Annotated in this window: 25 protein-coding genes; 13 read left to right on the top strand and 12 right to left on the bottom strand. The window is 69.1% G+C overall.

Features of this window, described 5'->3' with window-relative positions:
- Position 1 precedes the first annotated feature (1 nt).
- Genes atpA through WG903_RS05350 form a run of 4 tightly spaced genes read left to right on the top strand, consistent with a single transcriptional unit; the run spans position 2 to position 4365 of the window.
- A complete protein-coding gene (atpA, locus tag WG903_RS05335) occupies positions 2–1615 on the top strand; it encodes a F0F1 ATP synthase subunit alpha (RefSeq protein WP_340073182.1) in 1614 nt (537 codons plus the stop codon).
- A 15-nt stretch (positions 1616–1630) separates the two neighbouring features.
- Complete coding sequence (atpG, locus tag WG903_RS05340) at positions 1631–2506, top strand: F0F1 ATP synthase subunit gamma (protein ID WP_340073183.1); 876 nt, start codon at positions 1631–1633, stop codon at positions 2504–2506.
- 17 nt (positions 2507–2523) lie between these two features.
- On the top strand, positions 2524–3933 hold the full coding sequence (gene atpD, locus WG903_RS05345; RefSeq protein ID WP_340073184.1) for a F0F1 ATP synthase subunit beta: 1410 nt from the start codon (positions 2524–2526) through the stop codon (positions 3931–3933).
- Positions 3934–3936: 3 nt separating this feature from the next.
- Positions 3937–4365 (top strand): F0F1 ATP synthase subunit epsilon, encoded by a 429-nt coding sequence (locus tag WG903_RS05350; protein ID WP_340073185.1) that lies wholly within the window; start codon positions 3937–3939, stop codon positions 4363–4365.
- A gap of 49 nt (positions 4366–4414) precedes the next feature.
- Here WG903_RS05350 and WG903_RS05355 read toward each other — a convergent pair whose 3' ends face one another.
- On the bottom strand, positions 4415–5152 hold the full coding sequence (locus tag WG903_RS05355) for a GNAT family N-acetyltransferase (protein WP_340073186.1): 738 nt from the start codon (positions 5150–5152) through the stop codon (positions 4415–4417).
- A 145-nt stretch (positions 5153–5297) separates the two neighbouring features.
- Between WG903_RS05355 and WG903_RS05360 the strand changes: the two genes are divergently transcribed.
- A complete protein-coding gene (locus tag WG903_RS05360; protein WP_340073187.1) occupies positions 5298–5654 on the top strand; it encodes a DUF4186 domain-containing protein in 357 nt (118 codons plus the stop codon).
- On the opposite strand, the gene WG903_RS05365 is transcribed toward WG903_RS05360, so the two are convergent.
- The 3 genes from WG903_RS05365 to WG903_RS05375 are packed head-to-tail and all read right to left on the bottom strand — an operon-like array spanning position 5643 to position 7667.
- Complete coding sequence (locus WG903_RS05365) at positions 5643–6158, bottom strand: TPM domain-containing protein (RefSeq protein ID WP_340073188.1); 516 nt, start codon at positions 6156–6158, stop codon at positions 5643–5645. The genes WG903_RS05360 and WG903_RS05365 overlap by 12 nt on opposite strands.
- Positions 6158–7063 carry a TPM domain-containing protein gene (locus tag WG903_RS05370; protein WP_340073189.1) on the bottom strand — a complete coding sequence of 302 codons (906 nt, stop codon included), beginning with the start codon at positions 7061–7063 and terminating at the stop codon, positions 6158–6160. The genes WG903_RS05365 and WG903_RS05370 overlap by 1 nt, the downstream gene beginning before the upstream one ends.
- 4 nt (positions 7064–7067) lie before the next feature.
- Entirely contained in the window at positions 7068–7667 is a 600-nt protein-coding gene (locus tag WG903_RS05375; RefSeq protein ID WP_340073190.1) for a LemA family protein, read from the bottom strand.
- A 43-nt stretch (positions 7668–7710) separates the two neighbouring features.
- Here WG903_RS05375 and WG903_RS05380 point away from each other — a divergent pair, with 43 nt between their 5' ends.
- Genes WG903_RS05380 through WG903_RS05395 form a run of 4 tightly spaced genes read left to right on the top strand, consistent with a single transcriptional unit; the run spans position 7711 to position 10718 of the window.
- On the top strand, positions 7711–8430 hold the full coding sequence (locus tag WG903_RS05380; RefSeq protein ID WP_340073191.1) for a hypothetical protein: 720 nt from the start codon (positions 7711–7713) through the stop codon (positions 8428–8430).
- 7 nt (positions 8431–8437) lie between these two features.
- Positions 8438–8890, top strand: coding sequence for a YybH family protein (locus tag WG903_RS05385; RefSeq protein ID WP_340073192.1), 453 nt, complete (start codon positions 8438–8440; stop codon positions 8888–8890).
- Positions 8890–9861, top strand: a complete 972-nt coding sequence (locus WG903_RS05390) for a YheT family hydrolase (RefSeq protein WP_340073193.1) — start codon at positions 8890–8892, stop codon at positions 9859–9861. The genes WG903_RS05385 and WG903_RS05390 overlap by 1 nt, the downstream gene beginning before the upstream one ends.
- 41 nt (positions 9862–9902) lie before the next feature.
- A complete protein-coding gene (locus WG903_RS05395; RefSeq protein ID WP_340073194.1) occupies positions 9903–10718 on the top strand; it encodes a hypothetical protein in 816 nt (271 codons plus the stop codon).
- Positions 10719–10728: 10 nt separating this feature from the next.
- Here WG903_RS05395 and mrdA read toward each other — a convergent pair whose 3' ends face one another.
- The 4 genes from mrdA to WG903_RS05415 are packed head-to-tail and all read right to left on the bottom strand — an operon-like array spanning position 10729 to position 15334.
- On the bottom strand, positions 10729–12744 hold the full coding sequence (gene mrdA, locus WG903_RS05400) for a penicillin-binding protein 2 (protein ID WP_340073195.1): 2016 nt from the start codon (positions 12742–12744) through the stop codon (positions 10729–10731).
- A gap of 7 nt (positions 12745–12751) precedes the next feature.
- Positions 12752–13270: a rod shape-determining protein MreD gene (gene mreD / locus WG903_RS05405; protein ID WP_340073196.1), complete on the bottom strand. Its 519-nt coding sequence runs from the start codon at positions 13268–13270 to the stop codon at positions 12752–12754.
- Positions 13267–14244, bottom strand: a complete 978-nt coding sequence (gene mreC / locus WG903_RS05410) for a rod shape-determining protein MreC (RefSeq protein WP_340073197.1) — start codon at positions 14242–14244, stop codon at positions 13267–13269. Before mreC ends, mreD begins: the two co-directional genes overlap by 4 nt.
- 46 nt (positions 14245–14290) lie before the next feature.
- Complete coding sequence (locus tag WG903_RS05415) at positions 14291–15334, bottom strand: rod shape-determining protein (RefSeq protein ID WP_340073198.1); 1044 nt, start codon at positions 15332–15334, stop codon at positions 14291–14293.
- 124 nt (positions 15335–15458) lie between these two features.
- Here WG903_RS05415 and gatC point away from each other — a divergent pair, with 124 nt between their 5' ends.
- From gatC to gatB, 3 genes are read left to right on the top strand one after another with little or no spacing between them, the layout of a single operon-like run.
- Positions 15459–15758: an Asp-tRNA(Asn)/Glu-tRNA(Gln) amidotransferase subunit GatC gene (gatC, locus tag WG903_RS05420; protein ID WP_340073199.1), complete on the top strand. Its 300-nt coding sequence runs from the start codon at positions 15459–15461 to the stop codon at positions 15756–15758.
- A complete protein-coding gene (gene gatA / locus WG903_RS05425; RefSeq protein ID WP_340073200.1) occupies positions 15755–17221 on the top strand; it encodes an Asp-tRNA(Asn)/Glu-tRNA(Gln) amidotransferase subunit GatA in 1467 nt (488 codons plus the stop codon). The genes gatC and gatA overlap by 4 nt, the downstream gene beginning before the upstream one ends.
- A complete protein-coding gene (gene gatB, locus WG903_RS05430; RefSeq protein ID WP_340073201.1) occupies positions 17218–18663 on the top strand; it encodes an Asp-tRNA(Asn)/Glu-tRNA(Gln) amidotransferase subunit GatB in 1446 nt (481 codons plus the stop codon). Before gatA ends, gatB begins: the two co-directional genes overlap by 4 nt.
- Before the next feature lie 36 nt (positions 18664–18699).
- Here the strand turns inward: gatB and WG903_RS05435 are convergent, their stop codons facing one another.
- Together WG903_RS05435 and pyrE are read right to left on the bottom strand one after the other, a co-directional pair.
- Entirely contained in the window at positions 18700–19377 is a 678-nt protein-coding gene (locus tag WG903_RS05435; protein WP_340073202.1) for a DUF4124 domain-containing protein, read from the bottom strand.
- 25 nt (positions 19378–19402) lie between these two features.
- A complete protein-coding gene (gene pyrE, locus WG903_RS05440) occupies positions 19403–20086 on the bottom strand; it encodes an orotate phosphoribosyltransferase (protein WP_340073203.1) in 684 nt (227 codons plus the stop codon).
- On the opposite strand from pyrE, the gene WG903_RS05445 reads away from it, so the two are divergent.
- A complete protein-coding gene (locus WG903_RS05445; protein ID WP_340073204.1) occupies positions 20085–20888 on the top strand; it encodes an exodeoxyribonuclease III in 804 nt (267 codons plus the stop codon). The two genes, pyrE and WG903_RS05445, sit on opposite strands and share 2 nt — an antisense overlap.
- On the opposite strand, the gene WG903_RS05450 is transcribed toward WG903_RS05445, so the two are convergent.
- Both WG903_RS05450 and WG903_RS05455 read right to left on the bottom strand, forming a co-directional pair.
- The gene (locus WG903_RS05450; RefSeq protein WP_340073205.1) at positions 20878–21693 is read right to left on the bottom strand and encodes a class I SAM-dependent methyltransferase; all 816 of its coding nucleotides are present in this window, start codon (positions 21691–21693) and stop codon (positions 20878–20880) included. The two genes, WG903_RS05445 and WG903_RS05450, sit on opposite strands and share 11 nt — an antisense overlap.
- Entirely contained in the window at positions 21690–22823 is a 1134-nt protein-coding gene (locus tag WG903_RS05455; RefSeq protein ID WP_340073206.1) for a phosphatase PAP2 family protein, read from the bottom strand. The genes WG903_RS05450 and WG903_RS05455 overlap by 4 nt, the downstream gene beginning before the upstream one ends.
- Between the last annotated feature and the right edge of the window lie 27 nt (positions 22824–22850).

A 22850-nucleotide genomic window follows, 5' to 3' on the forward strand; every position in this document is an offset into this window, starting at 1 on the left:
CATGCAACTCAATCCCGCTGAAATCAGCGAACTGATCAAGAGCCGGATCGAAGGCCTCTCGGCCAGCACCGACATCCGCAACCAGGGCACGGTCATCTCCGTGACCGACGGCATCTGCCGCATCCACGGCCTGTCCGAGGCGATGGCCGGCGAAATGCTGGAGTTCCCCGCCACCAAGGACGGCACGCCCACGTTCGGCCTCGCGCTGAACCTCGAGCGCGACTCCGTCGGCGCGGTGATCCTGGGCGAGTACGAGCACATCTCCGAAGGCGACACCGTCAAGTGCACGGGCAACATCCTCTCGGTGCCCGTCGGCCCCGAGCTGGTGGGCCGCGTGGTGAACGCGCTCGGCCAGCCGATCGACGGCAAGGGCCCGATCAACGCCAAGATGACGGACGTGATCGAGAAGGTCGCCCCCGGCGTGATCGCGCGCCAGTCGGTGTCGCAGCCGGTGCAGACCGGCCTGAAGTCGATCGACTCCATGGTGCCGATCGGCCGCGGCCAGCGCGAGCTGATCATCGGCGACCGCCAGACCGGCAAGTCGACGGTGGCGGTCGACACGATCATCAACCAGAAGGGTCAGAACATGACCTGCGTGTACGTCGCCATCGGGCAGAAGGCGTCCACGATCAAGAACATCGTGCGCGCCCTCGAGCAGCACGGCGCGATGGAATACACCATCGTCGTGGCCGCGTCGGCTTCCGAATCGGCCGCCATGCAGTACATCTCGGCCTACTCGGGCTGCACGATGGGCGAGTACTTCCGCGACCGCGGCCAGGACGCGCTGATCATCTATGACGACCTGTCCAAGCAGGCCGTCGCCTACCGCCAGGTCTCGCTGCTGCTGCGCCGCCCGCCGGGCCGCGAAGCCTACCCCGGCGACGTGTTCTATCTCCACTCGCGCCTGCTGGAGCGCGCCGCGCGCGTGAACGCCGACTACGTCGAGAAGTTCACCAAGGGCGCCGTCAAGGGCAAGACCGGTTCGCTCACCGCGCTGCCGATCATCGAGACGCAGGCCGGCGACGTGTCCGCGTTCGTGCCGACCAACGTGATCTCGATCACCGACGGCCAGATCTTCCTGGAGACGGCACTCTTCAACGCCGGCATCCGCCCCGCCATCAACGCCGGTATCTCCGTGTCGCGCGTGGGCTCGGCGGCGCAGACCAACTGGATCAAGAACCTGTCCGGCGGCATCCGTACCGACCTGGCGCAGTACCGCGAACTCGCGGCCTTCGCGCAGTTCGCCTCCGACCTGGACGCCGCCACGCGCAAGCAGCTGGACCGCGGCCAGCGCGTGACCGAGCTGCTCAAGCAGCCCCAGTACTCGCCGCTGCCGATCTCGCTGATGGGCGCGACGCTGTTCGCGGTGAACAAGGGCTACCTGGACGACGTGGACGTCAAGAAGGTCCTGCCGTTCGAGCACGGCCTGCACCAGTACCTGCGCGACAAGCACGCACCGTTGCTCGAGAAGATCGAGAAGAACGGCGCCAAGTGGGACAACAAGCCCGCCAAGGACAGCGACCCGGAGGACAAGAAGTCCTTCAAGAAGCTGTGCATCGACGCGGAAGCCGAGCTGACCGCCGCCATCGAAGCGTTCAAGAAGTCCTTCGCCTAAGGCCAGGGGAACGCAATGGCTGCAGGCAAGGAAATCCGGACGAAGATCAAGTCGGTGGAGAACACCAAGAAGATCACCAAGGCCATGGAAATGGTCGCGGCGTCCAAGATGCGCAAGGCGCAGGACCGGATGCGCCATGCGCGCCCGTACAGCGACAAGGTGCGCAACATCGCGTCCAACCTCGGCCAGGCCAACCCGGAGTACACGCACGCGTTCATGAAGGTGAACGAGTCGAGCCAGGTCGGCTTCATCGTGGTGACGACCGACAAGGGCCTGTGCGGCGGCCTCAACACCAACGTGTTGCGCGCCGTCACGGCGAAGCTGAAGGAACTGCAAGGCCAGGGCAAGCAGGCCCAGATGGTCGCCATCGGCTCCAAGGGCCTGGGCTTCCTCAACCGCATCGGCGCGCCCGTGGTCTCGCAGGTCACGCAACTGGGCGACACGCCGCACCTGGACCGCCTGATCGGTCCGGTGAAGGTGCTGCTGGACCAGTACGCGCAGGGCAAGCTGTCGGCCGTCTACCTGTGCTACACGAAATTCATCAACACGATGAAGCAGGAGCCGGTGGTCGAGCCGCTGCTGCCGCTGTCGGCGGAGCAGATGCGCGCCGATACCAAGGAGAGCGGCGAGCACGGCTGGGACTACATCTACGAGCCCGACGCGCAAAGCGTGATCGACGAGCTGCTGGTGCGCTACGTCGAGGCGCTGGTGTACCAGGCGGTGGCCGAGAACATGGCTTCCGAGCAGTCCGCTCGCATGGTGGCCATGAAGGCCGCCACCGACAACGCGGGCAATCTCATCAGCGAACTCAAGCTGGTCTACAACAAGACGCGCCAGGCCGCGATCACGAAAGAGCTTTCGGAGATCGTGGGCGGGGCGGCAGCGGTTTAAATATTGGAGCGAATCAAATGGCTCAAGCAAACGGAAAAATCGTTCAGTGCATCGGCGCCGTCGTGGACGTGGAGTTCGCGCGCGACCAGATGCCGAAGGTCTACGACGCCCTGAAGATGGAAGGCTCCGCGCTGACCCTCGAGGTGCAGCAGCAGCTCGGTGACGGCGTGGTCCGCACCATTGCCCTCGGCTCGTCCGAAGGCCTGCGCCGCGGCGGTATCGTGTACAACACCGGCGCTGCGATCACCGTGCCGGTCGGCAAGGCGACCCTCGGCCGCATCATGGACGTGCTCGGCAACCCGATCGACGAGCGCGGCCCCGTCGACCAGACGCTCACCGCATCCATCCACCGCAAGGCGCCCGCGTACGACGAGCTGTCGCCGTCGCAAGAGCTGCTGGAAACCGGCATCAAGGTGATCGACCTGATGTGCCCGTTCTCCAAGGGCGGCAAGGTCGGCCTGTTCGGCGGCGCCGGCGTCGGCAAGACCGTGAACATGATGGAACTGATCAACAACATCGCCAAGGCGCACTCGGGCCTGTCGGTGTTTGCCGGCGTGGGTGAGCGCACCCGCGAGGGCAACGACTTCTATCACGAGATGGCGGACTCGGGCGTCGTGAACCTCGACAACCTGGGCGAGTCGAAAGTGGCCATGGTGTACGGCCAGATGAACGAGCCCCCGGGCAACCGCCTGCGCGTGGCGCTGACGGGCCTGACGATCGCCGAATCCTTCCGCGACGAAGGCCGCGACGTGCTGTTCTTCGTGGACAACATCTACCGCTACACGCTCGCCGGCACGGAAGTGTCCGCGCTGCTGGGCCGCATGCCTTCCGCCGTGGGCTACCAGCCGACGCTGGCCGAGGAAATGGGCCGCCTGCAGGAGCGCATCACGTCGACCAAGGTCGGCTCGATCACGTCGATCCAGGCCGTGTACGTGCCTGCGGACGACCTGACCGACCCGTCGCCCGCAACGACCTTCGCTCACTTGGACGCCACGGTCGTGCTCTCGCGTGACATCGCTTCGCTGGGCATCTACCCCGCGGTGGACCCGCTCGACTCGACGTCGCGCCAGGTCGACCCCAACGTCGTCGGCGAAGACCACTACACGACGACGCGCTCGGTGCAGCAAACGCTGCAGCGCTACCGCGAACTGCGCGACATCATCGCGATCCTGGGCATGGACGAACTGTCGCCGGAAGACAAGCTGGCGGTTGCGCGCGCGCGCAAGATCCAGCGCTTCCTGTCGCAGCCCTTCCACGTGGCCGAAGTGTTCACGGGCACGCCCGGCAAGTACGTGCCGCTGGCCGAGACGATCCGCGGCTTCAAGATGATCGTGGCCGGCGAGTGCGACCACCTGCCCGAGCAGGCGTTCTACATGGTCGGCACCATCGACGAGGCCTTCGAGAAGGCCAAGAAGCTGGCGGCCTAAGCCATGGCCGACACGCCGCACACCATCCACGTCGACGTGGTGAGTGCCGAGGAGCAGATCTTCTCGGGCGAGGCGCGCTTCGTCGCGCTGCCCGGCGAAGCCGGCGAGCTCGGCATCTACCCGCGCCACACGCCGCTGATCACGCGCGTGAAGCCCGGCTCGGTGCGCATCGAGAAGGCCGACGGCAGCGAGGAGTTCATCTTCGTCGCCGGCGGCATCCTGGAAGTGCAGCCGAACAAGGTCACCGTGCTGTCCGACACCGCCATCCGCGGCAAGGACCTGGACGAGCAGAAGGCGGCCACGGCCAAGCAGCAGGCCGAGGAAGCCCTGAAGAACGCCAAGAGCGAAGTGGACGTCGCGCGCATCCAGTCGGAGCTCGCGATCATGGCGGCGGAGATCGCCGCGGCCCGCCGCTTCATCCGCAAGAAATAAGAACGCGCTAAAAACCAGCGCTCTCGGGCCCCGCTTCGGCGGGGCTTTTTTATTGCTCTCGCCAGTACGCGTAGGTCCACGCGTGCGCGAACCCGCAGCGCGTGTACACGCGCGTGGCGGCGTCGTTCGCGACTTCGACCTGCAGCGCCATGCGCTCGTAGCCATGCCCCAGCGCTTCGCGCGCGAACGCAGCGAGCACCCGCGTCGCCAGTCCGCGGCGGCGGTGCGACAGCGCCGTGCGCATGCCGTGCACGCTCGCCCAGCCGTGCGACATCGCCAGCACGCCGCCGGCGACGACGCGCCCATCTTCGCGGATCGAGGCGAAGCGCGAGCCCTGCGCGCGCTTGAGCGTGGCGACGCGGCTCGCGCCGTCGGCGGGATCGAAGCCCTCGCCGAGGAACACCTGCGCCCATGCATCGTCCGGCGTCGCCGCGATCTCGACGCCGGCAGCATCGGCGGACGCGGCGACATCGCCGGCTCGCGCGACCAGGACCTGCGTGGGCTGCAGCGGCAGCAGCCGAAGGCGCGCGAGTTCGCTCTCCACGGCGCCCATGGCCGCCTTCTGCGCGATGCGGAAGTTGGGCATCACGCCGCGCTCGCGGTAGCGCGAGAAGATTGCCGGCACCACGCTCGCATCCACCGATTCGTGCGACAGCGGCACCGCGCTGCGTGCGCGGTTGACGGTTCCGCCGTCGAAGGCCAGCAGCCATCCGCCGCACTCTTCAACGGCTAGGGGCGCGACGGCGGACACCGTCGCGCGTTCCAGGGACTCGACATCGATGTTCATCGGGTGTGATGGGGTTCGCGGAAACAAAGTGTACGCGGACGCATTCCAACGCTTCGGAAGCTATTCTGGTTCGCACACCTCCCGATCGATTCGACGTGCGCCACATGAACATCGTCCTGCTCGAGCCCGGCGGCGGAGCGCACGAGTGACGGACCTGGACGGGCTGTTCGCGCGGCTGGCGCAATCGCGTTTCCGCGCGTCGCAGAAACTCGGGCCGCGCGACGCGCAGTACCTGCGCGACAAGGGCCTGGACACCGTGATGGCGCATGCGCGCGATTTCATCGCGCAGCGCCTCGCGCCCGCGCACCCCGCCAACGACGGCAAGCAGACGCCGTGGAAGGGCCACCCGGTGTTCGTCGCGCAGCACGCCACGGCGTGCTGCTGCCGCGGCTGCCTGGCCAAGTGGCATGGCATTGCCAAGGGGCATGAGCTCGACGCGCAGGAGCAGCAGCACGTGCTCGCCACGCTCGAGCGCTGGCTGCGCGCGCAGTCAGTTCAGTGACGGCTCGTCGGGCAGCTCGTTCGGGTTGGGGGCGCCGCTCGCGGCCGGGAAGTGCTGCACGAGCAGCGCGGTGACCGCGTCGAGTGCCTGCTGCAGGCCTTCCTCGTAGCGGCGCGCCTGGAACGCCGCACGCATCGCGTCGACGATGCGCTGCCACTCACCCTCGGGCACGCGCGCGGTCAGGCCGCGGTCGGCGACGATCTCGATGGCGTGCTCGACCAGCAGCAGGTAGACCAGCACGCCGTTGTTGGCTTCGGTGTCCCACACGCGCAGCTTGCCGAACATGGCGACGGCGCGCTCGCGCGGCGTGGCGTCGCGCAGCACGTAGCTCGTGGGCAGGCTCGCCTCGACGCAGATGCGGATCTCGCCGGTGTGGCGCCGCTCGCTGTCGGCCACGCGTTGCGTCAATCGCTCGACCAGTTGCCGCGGGATGGCCCGGCGCGTGTCGCGCTCGTCGCGCAGGCGGTGGCGCAGCAGGCGTGCGATGCGTTGCGTCCAGCCCATCACCAGTTCCCCGAGGCGCCGCCGCCCCCAAAGTCGCCACCGCCGCCGGAGCTGAAGCCGCCCCCGCCCCCACCGCCGCTCCAGCCGCCGCCACCGCCGCCACCGAAACCGCCGCCACCGATCCACGGCCCGCCGCCACGGCTACCGCGCGTGGGCGACGACAGGAAGCCGAAGCCGCCCAGCAAGGTGTAGGCGAGCCCGATGAAGGCGGCGACCGCCGCGACGAACATGCTGGACGTCGCGAAGAGCGCCGCCGCGCCGGCGCCGACACCCGTGAACATCGCGCCGAGCGGGCGGCCGAAGATCCCGCGCAGGATGCCGCCCACGATAGGAACGCCGACGAAGAGGAAGATGGCGAGGTCGAACCAGTTGACGTCGAGGAAGCCGGGGATGATGGAGCGTTCGGTGCGCGGCTTGGGCGCGGGCAGGGCCTCGCCGTTGATGCGTGCGATCAGCTGGTCCACGCCGGCCTGCAGCCCGCCGGCGTAATCGCCGCTGCGGAATTTCGGCACCATGGCCTCGTCGATGATGCGCTTGGCCGCGAGGTCGGGCACCGCGCCCTCGAGCGCCTTCGCCACCTCGATGCGCACCTTGCGGTCGTTTTTGGCGACGACGACGAGGATGCCGTCGCCCACGCCCTTGCGCCCGATCTTCCAGGCGTTGGCGACGCGGTTGGCGTAGCTGGCGTCGTCCTCGGGCAGCGTGCTCGCGACGACGAGCACGGCGATCTGCGTGCCCTTGGCCTTCTCGAACGCCGCGAGCTTGTCTTCCAGCCCCTTGGCCTGGATCGGGTCGAGCGCGCCGGCGGGGTCGTTGACGTGCGCCGCCAGCGGCGGCACCGGCTGCACGTTCTGGGCGAACGCACTGCCGAGGAAGAAGGCGAGGACCAGCGCGAGAACGCGCATCGCGCTACTTCTTGGTGCCGAAGTCCACCTGCGGCGGCTTGCTCACCTGCGCTTCGTTTTCCACGGTGAAGCTCGCCTTGGGCTCGTAGTGGAAGACCATCGCGGTGAGGTTGGTCGGGAAGCTGCGCGCGAGCACGTTGTACTCCTGCACCGCCTGGATGTACCGGTTGCGTGCCACGGTGATGCGGTTTTCCGTGCCTTCCAGCTGCACGCGCAGGTCGCGGAAGGACTGGTTGGCCTTCAGGTCGGGGTAGCGCTCGGACACGACGAGCAGCCGGCTGAGCGCGCTGGAGAGTTCGCCCTGCGCCTGCTGGAACTTCTTCATCGCCTCGGCGTTGTTCAGCATCTCGGGCGTAACCTGCACCTGCGTCGCACGCGCGCGCGCCTCGATCACCTTGGTCAGCGTTTCCTGCTCGAAGTTTGCCTCGCCCTTGACCGTGGCCACGAGGTTGGGCACCAGGTCGGCGCGGCGCTGGTACTGGTTCAGCACCTCGCTCCACGCGGCCTTGGTCTGCTCGTCGAGTTTCTGGAAGTCGTTGTAGCCGCAGCCGGACAGGGACAGGGCGGCGAAGAAGGAGAGGAGGACCGCAAGCCAGCGCTTCATACGTCGTGCCTTTCGGAGGGGATGCGAACGGTAGCATAGATGGATGCGCAGCCCTTCCTTTCAAGACCGGCTCGTCGTGGCCGGCGCGACGGGGGCGCTGGGCAACGAGGTCCTGCGCCTCGTGGCCGGCCTGCAGCTGTACCGCGACGTCCAGGTGCTGGCCCGCGAGCCCATCACGGCGGGGCTGCGCGGCGTCGGCACGCACGTCGTCGGCGACGGCCCGCCCGGTGATTGGCCCGTGCTCGCGGCGGACGCGGCCGTGGTGATGTTCGAGCCGCCGCGCCTGTTCTACCAGCGCGAGCGCGCGCTGTGGACGCCGCAGGCGGGCGAGCTGCTGCCGCTCGCGCGCTGGCTGCGCGCCGGCGGCGTCACGACGCTCGCGATCGTGCTGCCGCACACGCAGATGCGCTTGCCCGAAGCGCTCAAGCGCGGCCTGGCCGACCTGGATGAGCACGCCATCGCGATGCTCGCGTTCGACCGCCTGCTCATCGTCCGCTCCGCGCAGGCGCCGCAGGCGGCGGCGCACCGCAACGTCCTGCAGCGCATCGCGCACGGCATGCTGGCCGTCGGCAAGTACATGGTGCCCAGCAGCGAACAGCCCGTGCGCGCCGTGAAGGTCGCGCAGTTCGTCGCCCACGCGCTGCGGCTCGCGCCGCCCGGCATCCACGTCGCCGCCAGCGAGACGGTGTGGCAGGCCGCGCAGGGCGACGTGGGCGCCGCGGTCGCGGCATGGCTGGATGGCAAAATCCCCTCCACCCCCTGACCCGACCATGCCCCGCAAGAGCAAGCTGCAGGCCGCGAACCTCGACGGCGACGCCGACGAGATCGAAGCGGCGTTCTACGACGCGTTGCAAAGCGGCGACATCGACAAGCTCATGGCCTGCTGGGCCGACGAGGACGAGATCATCTGCATCCACCCGGGCGGCCCCCGCGTCGTCGGGCCGGTCGCCATCCGCGCCACCTTCGAGGCCATGTTCGCCAATGGCAGCATCCGCGCCTGGCCGCAGCAGCTGCGCAAGACCCAGGGCATGGCCAGCGCCGTGCACAACGTGCTCGAGAAGGTCGAGGTGCTCGGCCCCGACGGCCCCGCGCAGGCGTGGGTGATCGCCACCAACGTCTACCACAAGACCGCGCAGGGCTGGCGGCTGGTCGCGCACCACGCGAGCCCCGGCACCGCCAGCGAGATCCAGGAAGTCTCGGGCTCGCCGCAAGTGCTGCATTGATGCGCGACTACCGCGCGCCGTGGTGGCTGCCGGGCGGCAACCTGCAGACGATCTGGCCGGCCCTGTACGCCAAGCGCGTCTTCGGCTCGCATCCGCACTACCGGCGTGAACGCTGGAGCACGCCCGACGGCGATTTCGTCGACGTCGACTGGCTCGACTCACCGCCGCGCAGCGACACGCTGCTCGTGATGTTCCACGGCCTGGAGGGCTCCTCGCGCAGCCACTACGCCGAGGCCTTCGCGGATTTCTGCGCCGAGCGCGGCATCGCCTTCGCCATCCCGCACTTCCGCGGCTGCAGCGGCGAGCTGAACCTCGCGCCGCGCGCGTACCACTCGGGCGACTTCGAGGAGGTCGGCTGGATGCTGGCGCGTTTTCGCGAGCACCACGCCGGGCCCATCGTCGCGGTGGGCATCTCGCTCGGCGGCAACGCCCTCATGCGCTGGGCGGCCGAAGCGGGCGAGGGCGCTTCGCGGTACACGCAGGCGGTGGCGTCGGTGTGCTCGCCGATCGACCTCGCCGCCGGTTCGGTCGCCATCGGGCAAGGCTTCAACCGCCTCGTGTACACCACGATGTTCCTGCGCACGATGAAGCCCAAGGCGCTGGAGAAGCTGGGGCAGCACCCGGGGCTGTTCGACCGCGAGCGGCTCGCGGCGGCGCGCACCCTCTACGAATTCGACGACGTCTTCACCGCGCCGCTGCACGGCTTCACCACAGCCGACGACTACTACGCCCGCGCGTCGGCCAAGCCGCAGCTGCGCCGCATCCGCATCCCGGCGCTGGTGCTCAACGCGCGCAACGATCCGTTCGTGCCTGCGGCCTGCCTGCCGGGTGACGGCGAGGTCGGGGCTTGCGTGACGCTGTGGCAGCCCGCGCACGGCGGGCACGTGGGTTTCCCGGATGGACACCTGCCCGGGCACGTGCGGCGCATGCCCGACGAAGTGGGCAGCTGGCTGCTCTCGCATTCGACCTGAACGCGTATCATGGCCTCTCGACGAGAGGAGGGGGCACTCCCATGCGCACACGGATCTTCGGCTGGCTGCTGGCCGCCCTGCTGGGCCTCGTCTCGACCGTCCACGCGCAAGTCCCCACCGAGCGCGAGCTCGCGAGCCTGTTCCGCGCGCTGATCGAGGACCGCTATGCCACCGATGCGCAACTGGACGCGGTGCTGCTGCAGCGCGCGCCGTGGAGCGCCGAGCAGCTGGCCATCCGCCGCCCGATGCTGCGCGCCGTGATGCGGCACGAAGCGATGCCGGCCTACATGGCGGCCATCATGCTGCCCATGCTCAAGGCCGACCCGAAGGCCGACTTCCGCCGCCTCGGCGCCGAGGCGATGATGATGCTCCAGTCCAAGGGGGTCGCGCGCCTGCCCGAGCAGCGGCAGGCCGAGCTGGTGGAGCACATCATCGCGGTGGCGCGCAGCGCGGGCGCCAAGCAGTGCACGGCGGTGCTGCGCGGCAAGGTGGCCCCGCGCGAGATCGACGACATGGAGCTGGCCTACCTGGTGAAGGCGCCGCTCGCCACGCTCGAAGCGGTCACGCGCCTGTACCAGGAAGCCGCCGAGGCGGAGCTCTCGCGCTTTCCCGACGTGCGCCGCATCGACGCCGGGCAGGCCGGCATGGCGGCGAAGGTCTACGCCCTGACGATCCGTGAGCGCGTGCGCTCGAAGTTCACGCCGGCGCAACTGCGCGAGCTGAACTCCGGGGAGCTCGAGGACGTGCCTGCCACCGACGTGTGCGACATGCTCACCGAGGCGATCTCGGCCATGCTCGACATGCCCGAGCCGTACCGCGCGTGGCAGCTCGTGCGCTTCGCGCAGGGCCTGCAGTAGGCGCGCGGCCTCAGGGCGACGACGGGGCCGAAGCGGCGCCCACGCTCGCGGCGGCGGACGTGGTGCCCTGCGTCGGGGGCCACGCGAATTCGGCGGCGGCGCGCGGCTTGCCCACCGGCGTGGTGGCCTGGCCCTTCTTGACCAGCGCGATGTCTTCCTCGCCCGGGTACTGGCCCATCAGGTAGTAGTCGAAGGCGCGGCGCGCGATGGGCGCGGCGTTCTGCGCGCCGAAGCCGGCGTTCTCCACGATCATCGCGATGGCGATCTTCGGGTCCTCGGCCGGCGCGTAGGCGATGTACAGCGCGTGGTCGCGGTGACGCTCCTCCATCTGCGAGGCGTTGTACTTGGCGCCCTGCGCGATCGTCACCACCTGCGCGGTGCCGGTCTTGCCGCCGCTGGTGTAGCCCGCGCCCTGGAAGGCGCGCGCCGACGTGCCTTCGATGTTCACGCCCACCAGCGCCTTCTTGATGGTCTCGATGTTCTCGGCCTTCGCGATGCGCTCGCCCATCGCCTGGTGCACGGCCGAGTGCAGCTGCTGCTTGGTCACGACGTCGACCACCTTCTGCACCAGGTGCGGCTTCATCTTGACGCCGTCGTTGGCGATGGTGGCCATGGCCGAGGCCATCTGCAGGATGGTGAAGTTGTTGTAGCCCTGGCCGATGCCCAGCGAGATGGTCTCGCCGGCGAACCACTTCTGGTTGGCGGGATTCTTCGCGTACGCCGCGCGCTTCCAGCGCGTGGAGGGGAGCAGGCCCTTGGATTCGCCCTGGATGTCGATGCCGGTGATGTCGCCGAAGCCGAACTTGTGCATCTGCTCGTACATCAGGTCCACGCCCATGTCGTTGGCCAGGATGTAGTAGTAGGTGTCGCACGACTGCACGATGGACTTGTACATGTCCACCGAGCCGTGGCCGCCTTCCTTGTCGTCGCGGAACTTGTGGCCGCCGAACCAGAAGTAGCCCGGGTCGGAGATCGCCTGCTGCGGGTTGCGCTTGCCGGTCTCCAGCGCCGCCAGCGCCATGTAAGGCTTGTAGGTCGAGCCCGGCGGGTAGGTGCCGCGCAGCGCGCGATTGAGCAGCGGCTTGTCGATCGATTCGTTCAGCGCCGTCCAGTTCTCGGTGTCGATGCCGTCGACGAAGAGGTTGGGGTCGAAGGTGGGCTTGCTCACGAAGGCGAGGATCTCGCCGGTCTTCGGGTCCAGCGCGACGAAGGCGCCGCGGCGGTCGCCGTACAGGTCTTCCACCAGGCGCTGCAGCTTGATGTCCACCGACAGCGTCACCGTGCTGCCCGGCGTCGCGGCATGGCTGCGCAGCTTGCGGATGGCGCGGCCGCCGGCGGAGGTCTCCACGTGCTCGACGCCCGTCAGCCCGTGCAGCTGCTCCTCGTAGCTTTGCTCGATGCCCAGCTTGCCGATGTACTCCGTGCCGCGGTAGTTGGCCTGCTGTGCCTCGGGCCATTCCTCCATCGCGCCCTTCTCGGCCTGGTTCACGCGGCCGATGTAGCCGATCAGGTGGCTCGCGAGTTCGCCCCACGGGTAGTTGCGGAACAGGCGCGCCTTGATCTCCACGCCCGGGAAGCGCCAGCTGTTCGCGGCGAAGCGCGCCACTTCCTCGTCGGTGAGCTTGGTGCGGATCGGCAGCGACTCGACCGTCTTGTTCTCTTCCAGCAGCTTCTTGAAGCGGCGCTTGTCGCGCGGCTGCACGTCGATCACCTTGGCCAGTTCGTCGATCACCTTGTCCAGCGGGATGCGGATGCGCTGCGGCTGGATCTCCAGCGTGTAGGCCGAGTAGTTGGTCGCCAGGATGATGCCGTTGCGGTCGGTGATCAGCCCGCGGTTGGGAACGATCGGCACGACGGCCGTGCGGTTCGCCTCCGCCGCTTCGAGCAGCTCGCCGTGGCGCCAGATCTGCAGCCACGCCAGGCGCACGCCCAGCAGCGTGAAGCACAGGACCACGACGAGGCTCGCCGCGAACACGCGCAGCCGGAACTTCGACAGGTCGGCTTCGACGTTTCTGAGCTCGGTCATGGCACGGCTACAGCGGGCGGTTCTCGTCGGGGTCCGGCGCGCGGCGCTGCGGCGCCAGCAGCATCACGCTGGCCACCGGCCACAGCATCGCTTCGAGGAAGGGCGCGAGCACGATGGCCCAGCCGGGGAACATGCCGCCGGCGATGAGGCGGATGGTGAGCTCGATGGCGTGCGCGGCCGCGAACAGCGGGAACACCTGCACGGCCTGCGACGGCACCGTGAACCACAGCAGGCGGCGGTGGATGGTGATCGCGAAGAACGACAGCGCGGTGTAGGCGAGCGCGTGCTGCCCGAGCAGCGCCGACTGGTGCACGTCCATCGCCAGGCCGAACATGAAGGCGGCGCCGACGCCCACGCGCAGCGGCTGGTGCACGGCCCAGAACACGACCACCAGCGCGAGGAAGTCCGGCATCCACGGCGTGCGGCCGATGGGCAGCATGTTCAGCATGAGCGCGGCCAGCAGCGAGCCCCAGATGAACAGGGGGTTGGCCGGCAGCAGCAGCGGCTGGCCCGGGCGCATGATCATGGCGCGGGCCCTTTCTCTTTCGCGTCCTTGGCCGGGCCGCCGCGCAGGCCGGGCGGCCCTTTTTCCTTCCTCGGCGCGAGCTGGGGCGTGTCGTCGGCGGGCGGGCGCACCGGCAGCTGCTGGCTGGGGTTCGCCAGCACCATCACGTGCCGCGCGCCGTCCACCAGCGCCTGTGGCACGCACGTGATCTGCGCGAAGCCCGAATCGGCGCGGCGCTCGACCTTCGCGACCTTCGCCACCGGCAGGCCCGGCGGGTACACGCCGTCGACGCCGCTGGTGGTGAGCAGGTCGCCCGGCTGCACGTCGGCGTTGCCGGCCATGAAGCGCAGCTCCAACTGGCCGGTGCTGGAGGTCGGGTCGCCGAACGCGACGCTGCGCGCGCCGGTGCGGGCGTTGAGAACCGGGATCGCATGGTCGCGGTCGGTGACCAGCGTGACCTCGGACACCAGCGGCATCACGCGCGTGACCTGGCCGAGCACGCCGGATTCGTCGATCACCGGCGCGCCGGCCTCCACGCCCTGCGCGTAGCCCTTGTCGATGATGACCTTGCGCGTGTAGGGATCGGCGGCGTCGTACAGCACCTCGGCCGGCACCGAGCCGACGGTGACGCGCTCGCGCAGCGCCAGCAGCTTGCGCAGGCGGTCGTTCTCGATCAGCAGCTGCTCGACCTGGTTGGCGCGCAGCGATTGCTGGGCGAGCTTGACGCGCGCCTGCTCTTCATTGGCCTGGGCGCTGGCGCGCGACTCGAAGTACTCGGCGGTCCAGCGCGCCGCCAGCACGGGGCGCAGGGCCAGCCATTGCAAGGGGTAGAGCACCGTGGCCACGCCGGCGCGCAGCGGCTGCGACAGCTTGAACCGCGTGTCGGCCACCATCAGGAACAGGGCGATGGCCGAGAACACCATCAGCTTGGACAGCGCCGACGGTCCCTGCTTGAAGAAGGGCGGCGGGGTCCGGTCGAGGGTGCCCAGTGGCATGGTGGAAGGGGCTGCGAACTGCTGCAGGCCCTATTGTGGGCGCTCGCTATTCGCTGGTGAAGATGGAGCCGAGGCGCTCCATGCGCTCCAGGGCGATGCCGCAGCCGCGCACGACGCAGGTCAGCGGGTCCTCGGCCACCAGCACGGGCAGGCCCGTCTCCTCAGCCAGCAGGCGGTCCAGGTCGCGCAGCAGGGCGCCGCCGCCGGTCAGCATCATCCCGCGCTCGGCGATGTCGGCCCCCAGCTCGGGCGGTGTGCTCTCCAGCGCGTTCTTCACGGCCGAGACGATGTTGTTGAGCGGGTCGGTCAGCGCTTCCAGGATCTCGTTGGACGAGATGGTGAACGAGCGCGGCACGCCTTCCGACAGGTTGCGGCCCTTGACCTCGATTTCCTTGACCTCGCTGCCCGGGAAGGCCGAGCCGATGGTCTTCTTGATGCTTTCCGCCGTCGGCTCGCCGATCAGCATGCCGTAGTTGCGGCGGATGTAGCTGATGATGGCCTCGTCGAACTTGTCGCCGCCCACGCGCACGCTGCCCTTGTAGACCATGCCGCCCAGGGAGATGACGCCGACTTCGGTCGTACCGCCGCCGATGTCCACGACCATGGAGCCGGAGGCTTCCGACACCGGCAGGCCGGCGCCGATCGCGGCGGCCATGGGCTCCTCGATCAGGTAGACCTCCGAGGCGCCGGCGCCCAGCGCCGACTCGCGGATGGCGCGGCGCTCCACCTGGGTGGAGCCGCAGGGCACGCAGATGATGATGCGGGGGCTTGGGCGCAGGATGGACCGGGGGTGGACCATCTTGATGAACTGCTTGAGCATCTGCTCCGTCACCGTGAAGTCGGCGATGACGCCGTCCTTCATCGGGCGGATGGCCTCGATGTTGCCGGGCACCTTGCCCAGCATGGCCTTGGCCTCGTGGCCCACGGCCTGGATGGTCTTCTTGCCCTGGGGGCCGCCTTCGTGCCGGATCGCGACCACCGACGGTTCGTCGAGCACGATGCCCTTGTCTCGGACGTAGATCAGGGTGTTGGCCGTGCCGAGGTCGATGGCGAGGTCGGTCGAAATGTACCGACGGAAGGCTCCGAACATTGAGAAATCCTCTTTTTCTCTATGAAATCGGCCGCTTGAGCGGCCGTTTCTCCAAAGGCGGGATAATACCCGATCCCCCTGTGAGAACCGGCCCTTCGAGGGCCTGATTTTTTCCCGTTACACCATGGCGCTGAGCCCCCAAGACATCGCCCGCATCGCCCACCTCGCGCGCCTGGAACTCAAGCCCGAAGAGGCTGCGCTCATGCAGTCGCAGATCAACGGCTTCTTCGACATCGTCGAGAAGATGAAGGCCGTCGACACCGCCGGCGTCGAGCCGCTGCCGCACCCCGTCGCCACCGTGCAGGACGTGCAGTTGCGCCTGCGCGAGGACGTGGCCAGCGAGGGCAACCAGCGCGAGGGCAACCAGCGCAGCGCGCCGGCCGTGGAGCGCGGGCTGTTCCTGGTGCCGAAGGTGATCGAATGAGCGCGCTGCACGAGCTCGGCGTCGCGCAGCTCGCGGCGCACCTGCGCGAAAAGAAGGTCTCGGCCACCGAGGCGGCGAAACATTTCCTTGCGCGCGGCAGGCAATACGAATCGCTGGGCGCGTACCTCGCGGTCGACGAAGGCGTGACATTGGCCCAGGCCCGCGCCGCGGACGAGCGCCTCGCCAAGGGCGACGCGGCGCGCCTGCTCGGCGTGCCCATCGCCCACAAGGACATCTTCGTCACGAAGGACTTCCCCAGCACCGCCGGCTCGAAGATGCTGGAGGGCTACCGCTCGCCCTTCGATGCGACGGTGGTGGCGCGCCTGGCCGAAGCCGGCTGCGTGACGCTGGGCAAGCTCAATTGCGACGAGTTCGCCATGGGCTCGTCCAACGAGAACTCGGCGTACCAGCCCGTGAAGAACCCATGGGATGCGTCACGCATACCGGGTGGTTCCTCGGGCGGCAGCGCCGCGGTGGTCGCGGCGCGCCTGGCGCCAGCCGCGACCGGCACCGACACCGGCGGCTCCATCCGCCAGCCCGCGTCCTTCTGCGGCATCACCGGCATCAAGCCCACGTACGGCCGCGCCTCGCGCTACGGGATGATCGCCTTCGCCTCGTCGCTGGACCAGGCCGGGCCGATGGCGCGCTCGGCCGAGGACTGCGCGCTGCTGCTGTCGGCCATCTGCGGGCCCGACCCGGACCGCGACTCCACCTCGCTCGACGTGCCGGCGGAGGACTTCACGAAGTCGCTGGACGGCTCCATCGAAGGCCTGCGCATCGGCGTGCCGAAGGAATTCTTCGGCGAAGGCCTGGCCGCCGACGTGCGCGCGGCCATCGAGGGCGCGCTGAAGGAATACACGAAGCTCGGGGCGAAGGTGGTGGAGGTCTCGCTGCCGCGCGCGGAGCTGGGCATCCCCGTGTACTACATCATCGCGCCGGCCGAAGCGTCGTCGAACCTCTCGCGCTTCGACGGCGTGAAGTTCGGCCACCGCGCCGCGAAGTACGCGGACCTGCTCGACATGTACAAGAAGACGCGCGCTGAGGGCTTCGGCGACGAGGTCAAGCGCCGCATCATGATCGGCACCTACGTGCTCTCGCACGGCTACTACGACGCCTACTACCTGCAGGCGCAGAAGGTGCGGCGCATGATCGCCGACGACTTCCAGAACGCGTTCAAGCAGTGCGACGTCATCGCGGGCCCCGTGGCGCCGACCGTCGCCTGGCACCTGGGCGACCACGCCAAGGACCCGCTGGCCGATTACCTGGCCGACTTCTACACGCTGCCCGGCTCGCTCGCGGGGCTGCCCGGCATGAGCATCCCCTGCGGCTTCGGCGAGGGCGGCATGCCCGTGGGGCTGCAGCTGCTGGGCAACTACTTCGGCGAAAGCCGGTTGCTCAACGCGGCGCACCGCTTCCAGCAGGCGACCGACTTCCACACGCGCGAGCCGGGGGGTGTGCAATGAACGCGCCCCTGGTCCGCGGCTGGGAAGTCGTGATCGGCTTCGAGACACATGCGCAGCTGTCGACGCAGTCGAAGATCTTCTCGCGCGCGCCCACGGCGTTCGGCGCCGAGCCCAACACGCAGACGGCGCCGGTGGACGTCGCGCTGCCCGGCACGCTGCCGGTGATGAACAAGGGCGCGGTGGAACGCGCCATCGCCTTCGGCCTCGCCGTCAACGCGAAGATCGCACCGCGCTCCATCTTCGCGCGCAAGAACTATTTCTATCCGGACCTGCCCAAGGGCTACCAGATCTCGCAGTACGAGATTCCCGTCGTGCAAGGCGGCGTGGTCGAGTTCTTCCTCGGCGACGAGAAGAAGTCCGTGCGCCTGGTGCGCGCGCACCTCGAGGAAGACGCCGGCAAGTCGCTGCACGAGGACTTCGCCGGCCAGTCGGGCATCGACCTGAACCGCGCCGGCACGCCGCTGCTGGAGATCGTGACCGAGCCCGACATGCGCTCGTCCGCCGAAGCGGTGGCGTACGCAAAGGAACTGCACAAGATCGTCACCTGGATCGGCATCTGCGACGGCAACATGCAGGAAGGCAGCTTCCGCTGCGACGCCAACGTGTCCGTGCGCAAGCCCGGCCAGCCCTTCGGCACGCGGCGCGAGATCAAGAACCTGAACAGCTTCAAGTTCATGCAGCAGGCCATCGATTTCGAGGTGCGCTGGCAGATCGAGCAGCTGGAAGACGGCCACGCCATCGAGCAGGCGACGGTGCTGTTCGACCCCGACACGGGCGAGACGCGCGCGATGCGCACCAAGGAAGACGCGGCCGACTACCGCTACTTCCCCGACCCGGACCTGCCGCCGCTGGTGGTGGCGAACGAGTGGGTCGAGCGCGTGAAGTCGCAGATGGCCGAACTGCCGCGCACGATGGCGGCGCGCTTCGTCGCCGAGTACGGCCTGCCCGAGTACGACGCGACGACGCTCACTTCGTCGAAGGCCATGGCCGCGTATTTCGAGGAAGCGGCGAAGCTGTCGAAGCAGCCGAAGATCGCCAGCAACTGGGTGATGGGCGAGGTCTCGCGCAAGCTCAATGCGGAAGACCGGGCCATTGAGTCCGGCCCGGTGGGCGCCGCGACGCTGGCCCTGCTCATCGGCCGGATTTCGGACGGCACGATCTCCAACAATGCCGCCCGGCAGGTGTTCGAGGCGCTGTGGTCGGGCGAGGGCAATGACGTCGACGCCGTCATCGAAGCCAAGGGCCTCAAGCAGATGAACGACTCCGGCGCGCTGGAGAAGATCGTCGAGGAAGTGGTCGCCGCCAACGCCGACAACGTCGCGCAGTACAAGGCGGGCAAGGACAAGGCCTTCAACGCGCTGGTGGGCCAGGTGATGAAGGCCAGCAAGGGCAAGGCCAACCCGCAGCAGGTCAACGAGCTGCTGAAGCGCAAACTCGGGTAAGCCACTGGATCCCGGCCTGCGCCGGGATGACGCTTCTCACTTCTTCGCGGCGGGCGCGGGCGCCGAAGCGGACCGCGCGGCCGTCGGCACCGCATGCTGCGCCCACAGGGGCTTGAGGCGCACGGCTTCCTCGTCGAAGCGCGCGTTGATGCGCTTCTTCTCTTCTTCCTGGTTGGCGATGAAGCGCTTTTGCGCCGCCACCTGCTGCTCGTTGCCCTCGATCTGCCGCTTCACGTTCACCGGCGCCTGCTGGACGTCGCCCTTGTAGAACTCCAGCTCCGCGTCGAGCTTCTTGCGCTGCCACTGCAGCTCGGACACGCGGCGCAGGGCGGCCTTGATCACCTCGTCCACCACCCCCAGCGCGATGTTGCGTTCCTTGTCGTGGGCGGCGCGGTCCGGGAAGCGCGAGAGCAGGGCGCGGTCACGGCGCTTTTCCTCCTCGATGCGCGCCTTCTCCTCGAGGGCCTTGCGCTGCTTTTCCTCCTCGGCGGCGCGCTCCTCGGCCGTCATCGAGGGGCCGATCTTGCGCAGGACCTTGCCGCTGGGGCTGAGCTCGTTCTGCTCGCGGTCGATGCAATCGATGATGGGGCGGTCGGACGTCAGGCGCCGGCCCTTGGCGTCGACGCACGTGTAGATGCCGCCCTGGGCCCAGGCCCCGGGCAGCGAACCCGCCCATATGGCGGCGGCGATGAAACTTCCCAACCAGCCGCGCATCCCGACCTCGCCCCGCTTGAACTGCCTATGAGACGCCGTAGCGCTCGCGGTAGGCGAGCACCTGCTGGTGGTACGACCCCAGCGCGCCGTCCGCGTGCTGCGCGAGATACTGGAGCAAATCGTCCAGCCGCGCAATCGAGCAAACCGCAAGGCCGAGCTGGCGCTCGACGTATTGCACGCCGCTGTAGTCCGCATCCCTGCCACCTTCCGTGGCCTTTTCCTGGCGATCCATCGCGATCGCCACGGCGACGGGGGTGCCTCCCGCCGCGATCACGATTTCACGGGCTTCGCGCTTCGCGCCGCCGTCGGTGATCACGTCGTCCACGATCAGCACCCGGCCCCTGACCGGTGCGCCCACCAGCGTGCCGCCTTCGCCGTGGTCCTTGGCTTCCTTGCGGTTGTAGGCAAAGGGCACGTTGCGCCCCAGGCGGGCCATCTCGATGGCCACCGCGGTGGCCAGCGGGATGCCCTTGTAGGCCGGGCCGAACAGCATGTCGAACCCGATGCCCGAGGCCAGGATGCGGCGTGCATAGAATTGCGCCAGCCGGCCCGCCTTGGCGCCGTCGTCGAACAGGCCGGCGTTGAAGAAATAGGGCGAGAGGCGCCCGGCCTTGGTCTTGAACTCGCCGAAGCGCAGCACGCCTGCGTCGACGGCGAACTGGACGAAATCCTGGGCCAGCGCGTCGCGGCCCGTATCAGCACTCGCCATGGGCAAATCCTTGTTCAAACTCACCAGCCTCAACGCCAACGGCATCCGCTCGGCCGCCACCAAGGGGGTGGAAGCGTGGATCGCGAAGACCCGACCGGATTGTATTTGCCTGCAGGAGGTCAAGGCGCAGGCCGAGGACGTCGAGGGCAGGTTCGAGGAGATGGCGGGCCTGAAGGGCCACTTCCATTTCGCGCAGAAGAAGGGCTATTCGGGCGTGGCGGTCTACACGAAGCACGCGCCCAGCGACGTCATCGTCGGCTTCGGCTCGGGCGAGTTCGACGCCGAGGGCCGCTACGTGGAGCTGCGCTTCGACACGCCGGCGCGCAAGTTCTCGGTGATCAGCTGCTACTTCCCCAGCGGCTCCTCGGGCGAGGAGCGGCAGCAGGCCAAGTTCCGCTTCCTCGACGCGTTCGACCCGCACCTCGTGCGGCTGAAGCAGGGCCGCGACTTCATCCTGTGCGGCGACGTCAACATCGCCCACAGCGAGCGCGACCTGAAGAACTGGAAGGGCAACCGCAAGAACAGCGGCTTCCTGCCGGAGGAGCGCGCGTGGATGACGAAGATCCTGTCGGAGACGGGCCTCGTGGACGTGTACCGGCACCTCAAGCCCGAGACCACCGAGGAGTGCTACACGTGGTGGAGCAACCGCGGCCAGGCGTATGCGAAGAACGTGGGCTGGCGCCTGGACTACCACCTGGCCACGCCGCCGGTGGCTCAGCTCGCGCGGCAGGAATCGATCTACAAGACCGAGCGCTTCTCCGACCACGCGCCCATCACGGTGGAGTACGACTTCAACCTGTGACGGGGCGCCGGCCCCAGGCCTGCACCAGGGTGAAGGTCTGCGCGATGCCGCCGGCCGCCAGCCCCGCGCGCACTTTCGCCAGCACCGCCTCCAGCTCGGTGGCCCCGACGATGCCTTCGCGCAGCCACAGCGGCGCCAGCTGGCGCGCGAAGGCGAAGGGCAGGGCGGCATAAGGGTGGTCCGCCGGCAGTGTGCGCACGACGCAGCGGCGGCCCAGCGCCTCGAAGCCCTCGTCGGCCAGCGCCCCGAGCAGCGCGCGGCCCGCATCGAAGTCGCCGCGGCGCAGCGCGAAGCCCTTGCGGATCCACTCGCGCAGGCGCAGCCATTCGCGTGACGCGCCCGGCAGCGACCAGGTGTTGGCGTCGGGCTCCTGCAGCATCACGCAGCCGCCGGGACGCACGATGCGCCGCATCTCGGCGACCAGCCCGGGCAGGCGGCCCGCGGGCGCGGCGAGGAAGCGCGCGTGCGCGGCGTCGAACGAGTCGGCGGGCCAACCGGTGGCGTAGGCGTCACCGTGCTCGATGCGCACGTCGGCGCGCCGCAGCGCATGGGCGGCGGCGGCGTTGCGCCGCACGAGGTCGCGGTCGCTGTCCAGCGCCACCACGCGGCCGCCGGCGCCCACGTGTTCGCTGAGCGCCTCGGCCACGTGCAGCGTGCCGCTGCCCAGGTCGGCGACCCGCCAGCCGCGCTCGACGCCGGCCTCGGCGAAGAGCGCGTGCGCGTCGGCCGACCAGAAGCGCGCCTGCGCATCGAGCCGTTCGTGCTCCGCGGCGTCGCGCAGCAGCGGGTAGTCGGCCGCGCTCATTGGCCCGCCACCGAGTTTGCAGCGCGGCGCAGGGCCGCCTGTGCCGCCGCCCGCCCGATCGCTTCGCCGGCCTCGACGTCGAAGCGGTAGTGGATGCCGCCGTCGATGCGGGATTCGCCGGCCTCGCGCGCCATCGCATCGAGCGCCGCCTGGTGGCGCGGGAAGAGCGCGCCGAGCACGGCGGCCGCTGCGGTCGAATCGCACGAATGGTTGCTCGGGTAGGACGGGTGGTTGGGCAGCCCGACCAGCGGCCGTATGGAGGGATCGGCCTGCGAGGGCCGCGCCACCCAGTGCGTGTACTTCACGCGGTGGCACACGATGTTGGCGTCCAGCGTCGCGCCGAGCGACAACGCCGCCGCGCGCGCCATTTGCGGGCCCGGGAGGCCCTCGCGCCGCGCCAGTTCGAGCGCGGTCTCGTCCCAGAAGCCGGCCACCAGCGAGCCGCCGGTCATCTCCCAGCGCTTGGCGCGCGCCAGGCCGGCGCCGGAACCGGCGCGGCTGCGCACCTCCGCCAAGGCGGCGTCGAATGCAGCGCTGCCGGGTTGCGGCGGCGCGGGCGACTGCACGGCGGCAGCGTTGGCCAGCCACACGGTCTTCATGTCGCCCAATTGCGGCAGGTGCGGCGGCCGCGCCGGCTGCAACTGGCTTTTCCACGCCGTCGCGGCGTCCGGCGCGCGGCCTGTCCACGCGGCGTCGAAGCCATCGGACGCGGCGCGCGAGAGGATGCGTTGCGCCGAAGCGGCAGCCACCGCGAGGGCATCGGCGTGGCGCTCGTCGCCGCCGCGCGCCGCGGCCAGCGATGCCGCGAGGCCTTGCCACACGCCGGCCTGCGAGGGCAAGAGGCCCGCCAGCACGTCGGCGGAGACGCGGTCGAAAGCTGCGGACCACGCGGCTTCGTCCGTCGCCGCGAGTTGCTGCGCGGTCTCGTGCTGCGCGAGCGACAGGTACGCGAGCACGCGCAGCGCCGCCTGCTGGTTCGGCTTCGTGCGCGCGATCGCGTCGCGCGCCGCGGCGTGCCACAGGTGCACGTTCGCGGCGCCTTGCGCCGACGGCGTGGGCGCATCCTGGGCGGGCCAGGCGAAGGCGGGGGTTGCGAGGGACAGTGCGGCGGCCAGGGCCAGCGCAGGCATATGGCAAGATGACACGATGCTCTCCTT

The sequence above is a fragment of the Ramlibacter sp. PS4R-6 genome, from assembly GCF_037572775.1.
In the GTDB taxonomy this organism is placed as follows: domain Bacteria; phylum Pseudomonadota; class Gammaproteobacteria; order Burkholderiales; family Burkholderiaceae_C; genus Ramlibacter.

Excerpts from the sequence above, each read along its gene's own strand:
- atpA (WP_340073182.1), top strand. The coding sequence starts at position 2 with ATGCAACTCAATCCCGCTGAAATCAGCGAACTGATCAAGAGCCGGATC.
- atpG (WP_340073183.1), top strand. The coding sequence starts at position 1,631 with ATGGCTGCAGGCAAGGAAATCCGGACGAAGATCAAGTCGGTGGAGAAC.
- atpD (WP_340073184.1), top strand. The coding sequence starts at position 2,524 with ATGGCTCAAGCAAACGGAAAAATCGTTCAGTGCATCGGCGCCGTCGTG.
- WG903_RS05350 (WP_340073185.1), top strand. The coding sequence starts at position 3,937 with ATGGCCGACACGCCGCACACCATCCACGTCGACGTGGTGAGTGCCGAG.
- WG903_RS05355 (WP_340073186.1), bottom strand. The coding sequence starts at position 5,152 with ATGAACATCGATGTCGAGTCCCTGGAACGCGCGACGGTGTCCGCCGTC.
- WG903_RS05365 (WP_340073188.1), bottom strand. The coding sequence starts at position 6,158 with ATGGGCTGGACGCAACGCATCGCACGCCTGCTGCGCCACCGCCTGCGC.
- WG903_RS05370 (WP_340073189.1), bottom strand. The coding sequence starts at position 7,063 with ATGCGCGTTCTCGCGCTGGTCCTCGCCTTCTTCCTCGGCAGTGCGTTC.
- WG903_RS05375 (WP_340073190.1), bottom strand. The coding sequence starts at position 7,667 with ATGAAGCGCTGGCTTGCGGTCCTCCTCTCCTTCTTCGCCGCCCTGTCC.
- WG903_RS05380 (WP_340073191.1), top strand. The coding sequence starts at position 7,711 with ATGCGCAGCCCTTCCTTTCAAGACCGGCTCGTCGTGGCCGGCGCGACG.
- WG903_RS05385 (WP_340073192.1), top strand. The coding sequence starts at position 8,438 with ATGCCCCGCAAGAGCAAGCTGCAGGCCGCGAACCTCGACGGCGACGCC.
- WG903_RS05390 (WP_340073193.1), top strand. The coding sequence starts at position 8,890 with ATGCGCGACTACCGCGCGCCGTGGTGGCTGCCGGGCGGCAACCTGCAG.
- WG903_RS05395 (WP_340073194.1), top strand. The coding sequence starts at position 9,903 with ATGCGCACACGGATCTTCGGCTGGCTGCTGGCCGCCCTGCTGGGCCTC.
- mrdA (WP_340073195.1), bottom strand. The coding sequence starts at position 12,744 with ATGACCGAGCTCAGAAACGTCGAAGCCGACCTGTCGAAGTTCCGGCTG.
- mreD (WP_340073196.1), bottom strand. The coding sequence starts at position 13,270 with ATGATCATGCGCCCGGGCCAGCCGCTGCTGCTGCCGGCCAACCCCCTG.
- mreC (WP_340073197.1), bottom strand. The coding sequence starts at position 14,244 with ATGCCACTGGGCACCCTCGACCGGACCCCGCCGCCCTTCTTCAAGCAG.
- WG903_RS05415 (WP_340073198.1), bottom strand. The coding sequence starts at position 15,334 with ATGTTCGGAGCCTTCCGTCGGTACATTTCGACCGACCTCGCCATCGAC.
- gatC (WP_340073199.1), top strand. The coding sequence starts at position 15,459 with ATGGCGCTGAGCCCCCAAGACATCGCCCGCATCGCCCACCTCGCGCGC.
- gatA (WP_340073200.1), top strand. The coding sequence starts at position 15,755 with ATGAGCGCGCTGCACGAGCTCGGCGTCGCGCAGCTCGCGGCGCACCTG.
- gatB (WP_340073201.1), top strand. The coding sequence starts at position 17,218 with ATGAACGCGCCCCTGGTCCGCGGCTGGGAAGTCGTGATCGGCTTCGAG.
- WG903_RS05435 (WP_340073202.1), bottom strand. The coding sequence starts at position 19,377 with ATGCGCGGCTGGTTGGGAAGTTTCATCGCCGCCGCCATATGGGCGGGT.
- WG903_RS05445 (WP_340073204.1), top strand. The coding sequence starts at position 20,085 with ATGGGCAAATCCTTGTTCAAACTCACCAGCCTCAACGCCAACGGCATC.
- pyrE (WP_340073203.1), bottom strand. The coding sequence starts at position 20,086 with ATGGCGAGTGCTGATACGGGCCGCGACGCGCTGGCCCAGGATTTCGTC.
- WG903_RS05450 (WP_340073205.1), bottom strand. The coding sequence starts at position 21,693 with ATGAGCGCGGCCGACTACCCGCTGCTGCGCGACGCCGCGGAGCACGAA.
- WG903_RS05455 (WP_340073206.1), bottom strand. The coding sequence starts at position 22,823 with ATGCCTGCGCTGGCCCTGGCCGCCGCACTGTCCCTCGCAACCCCCGCC.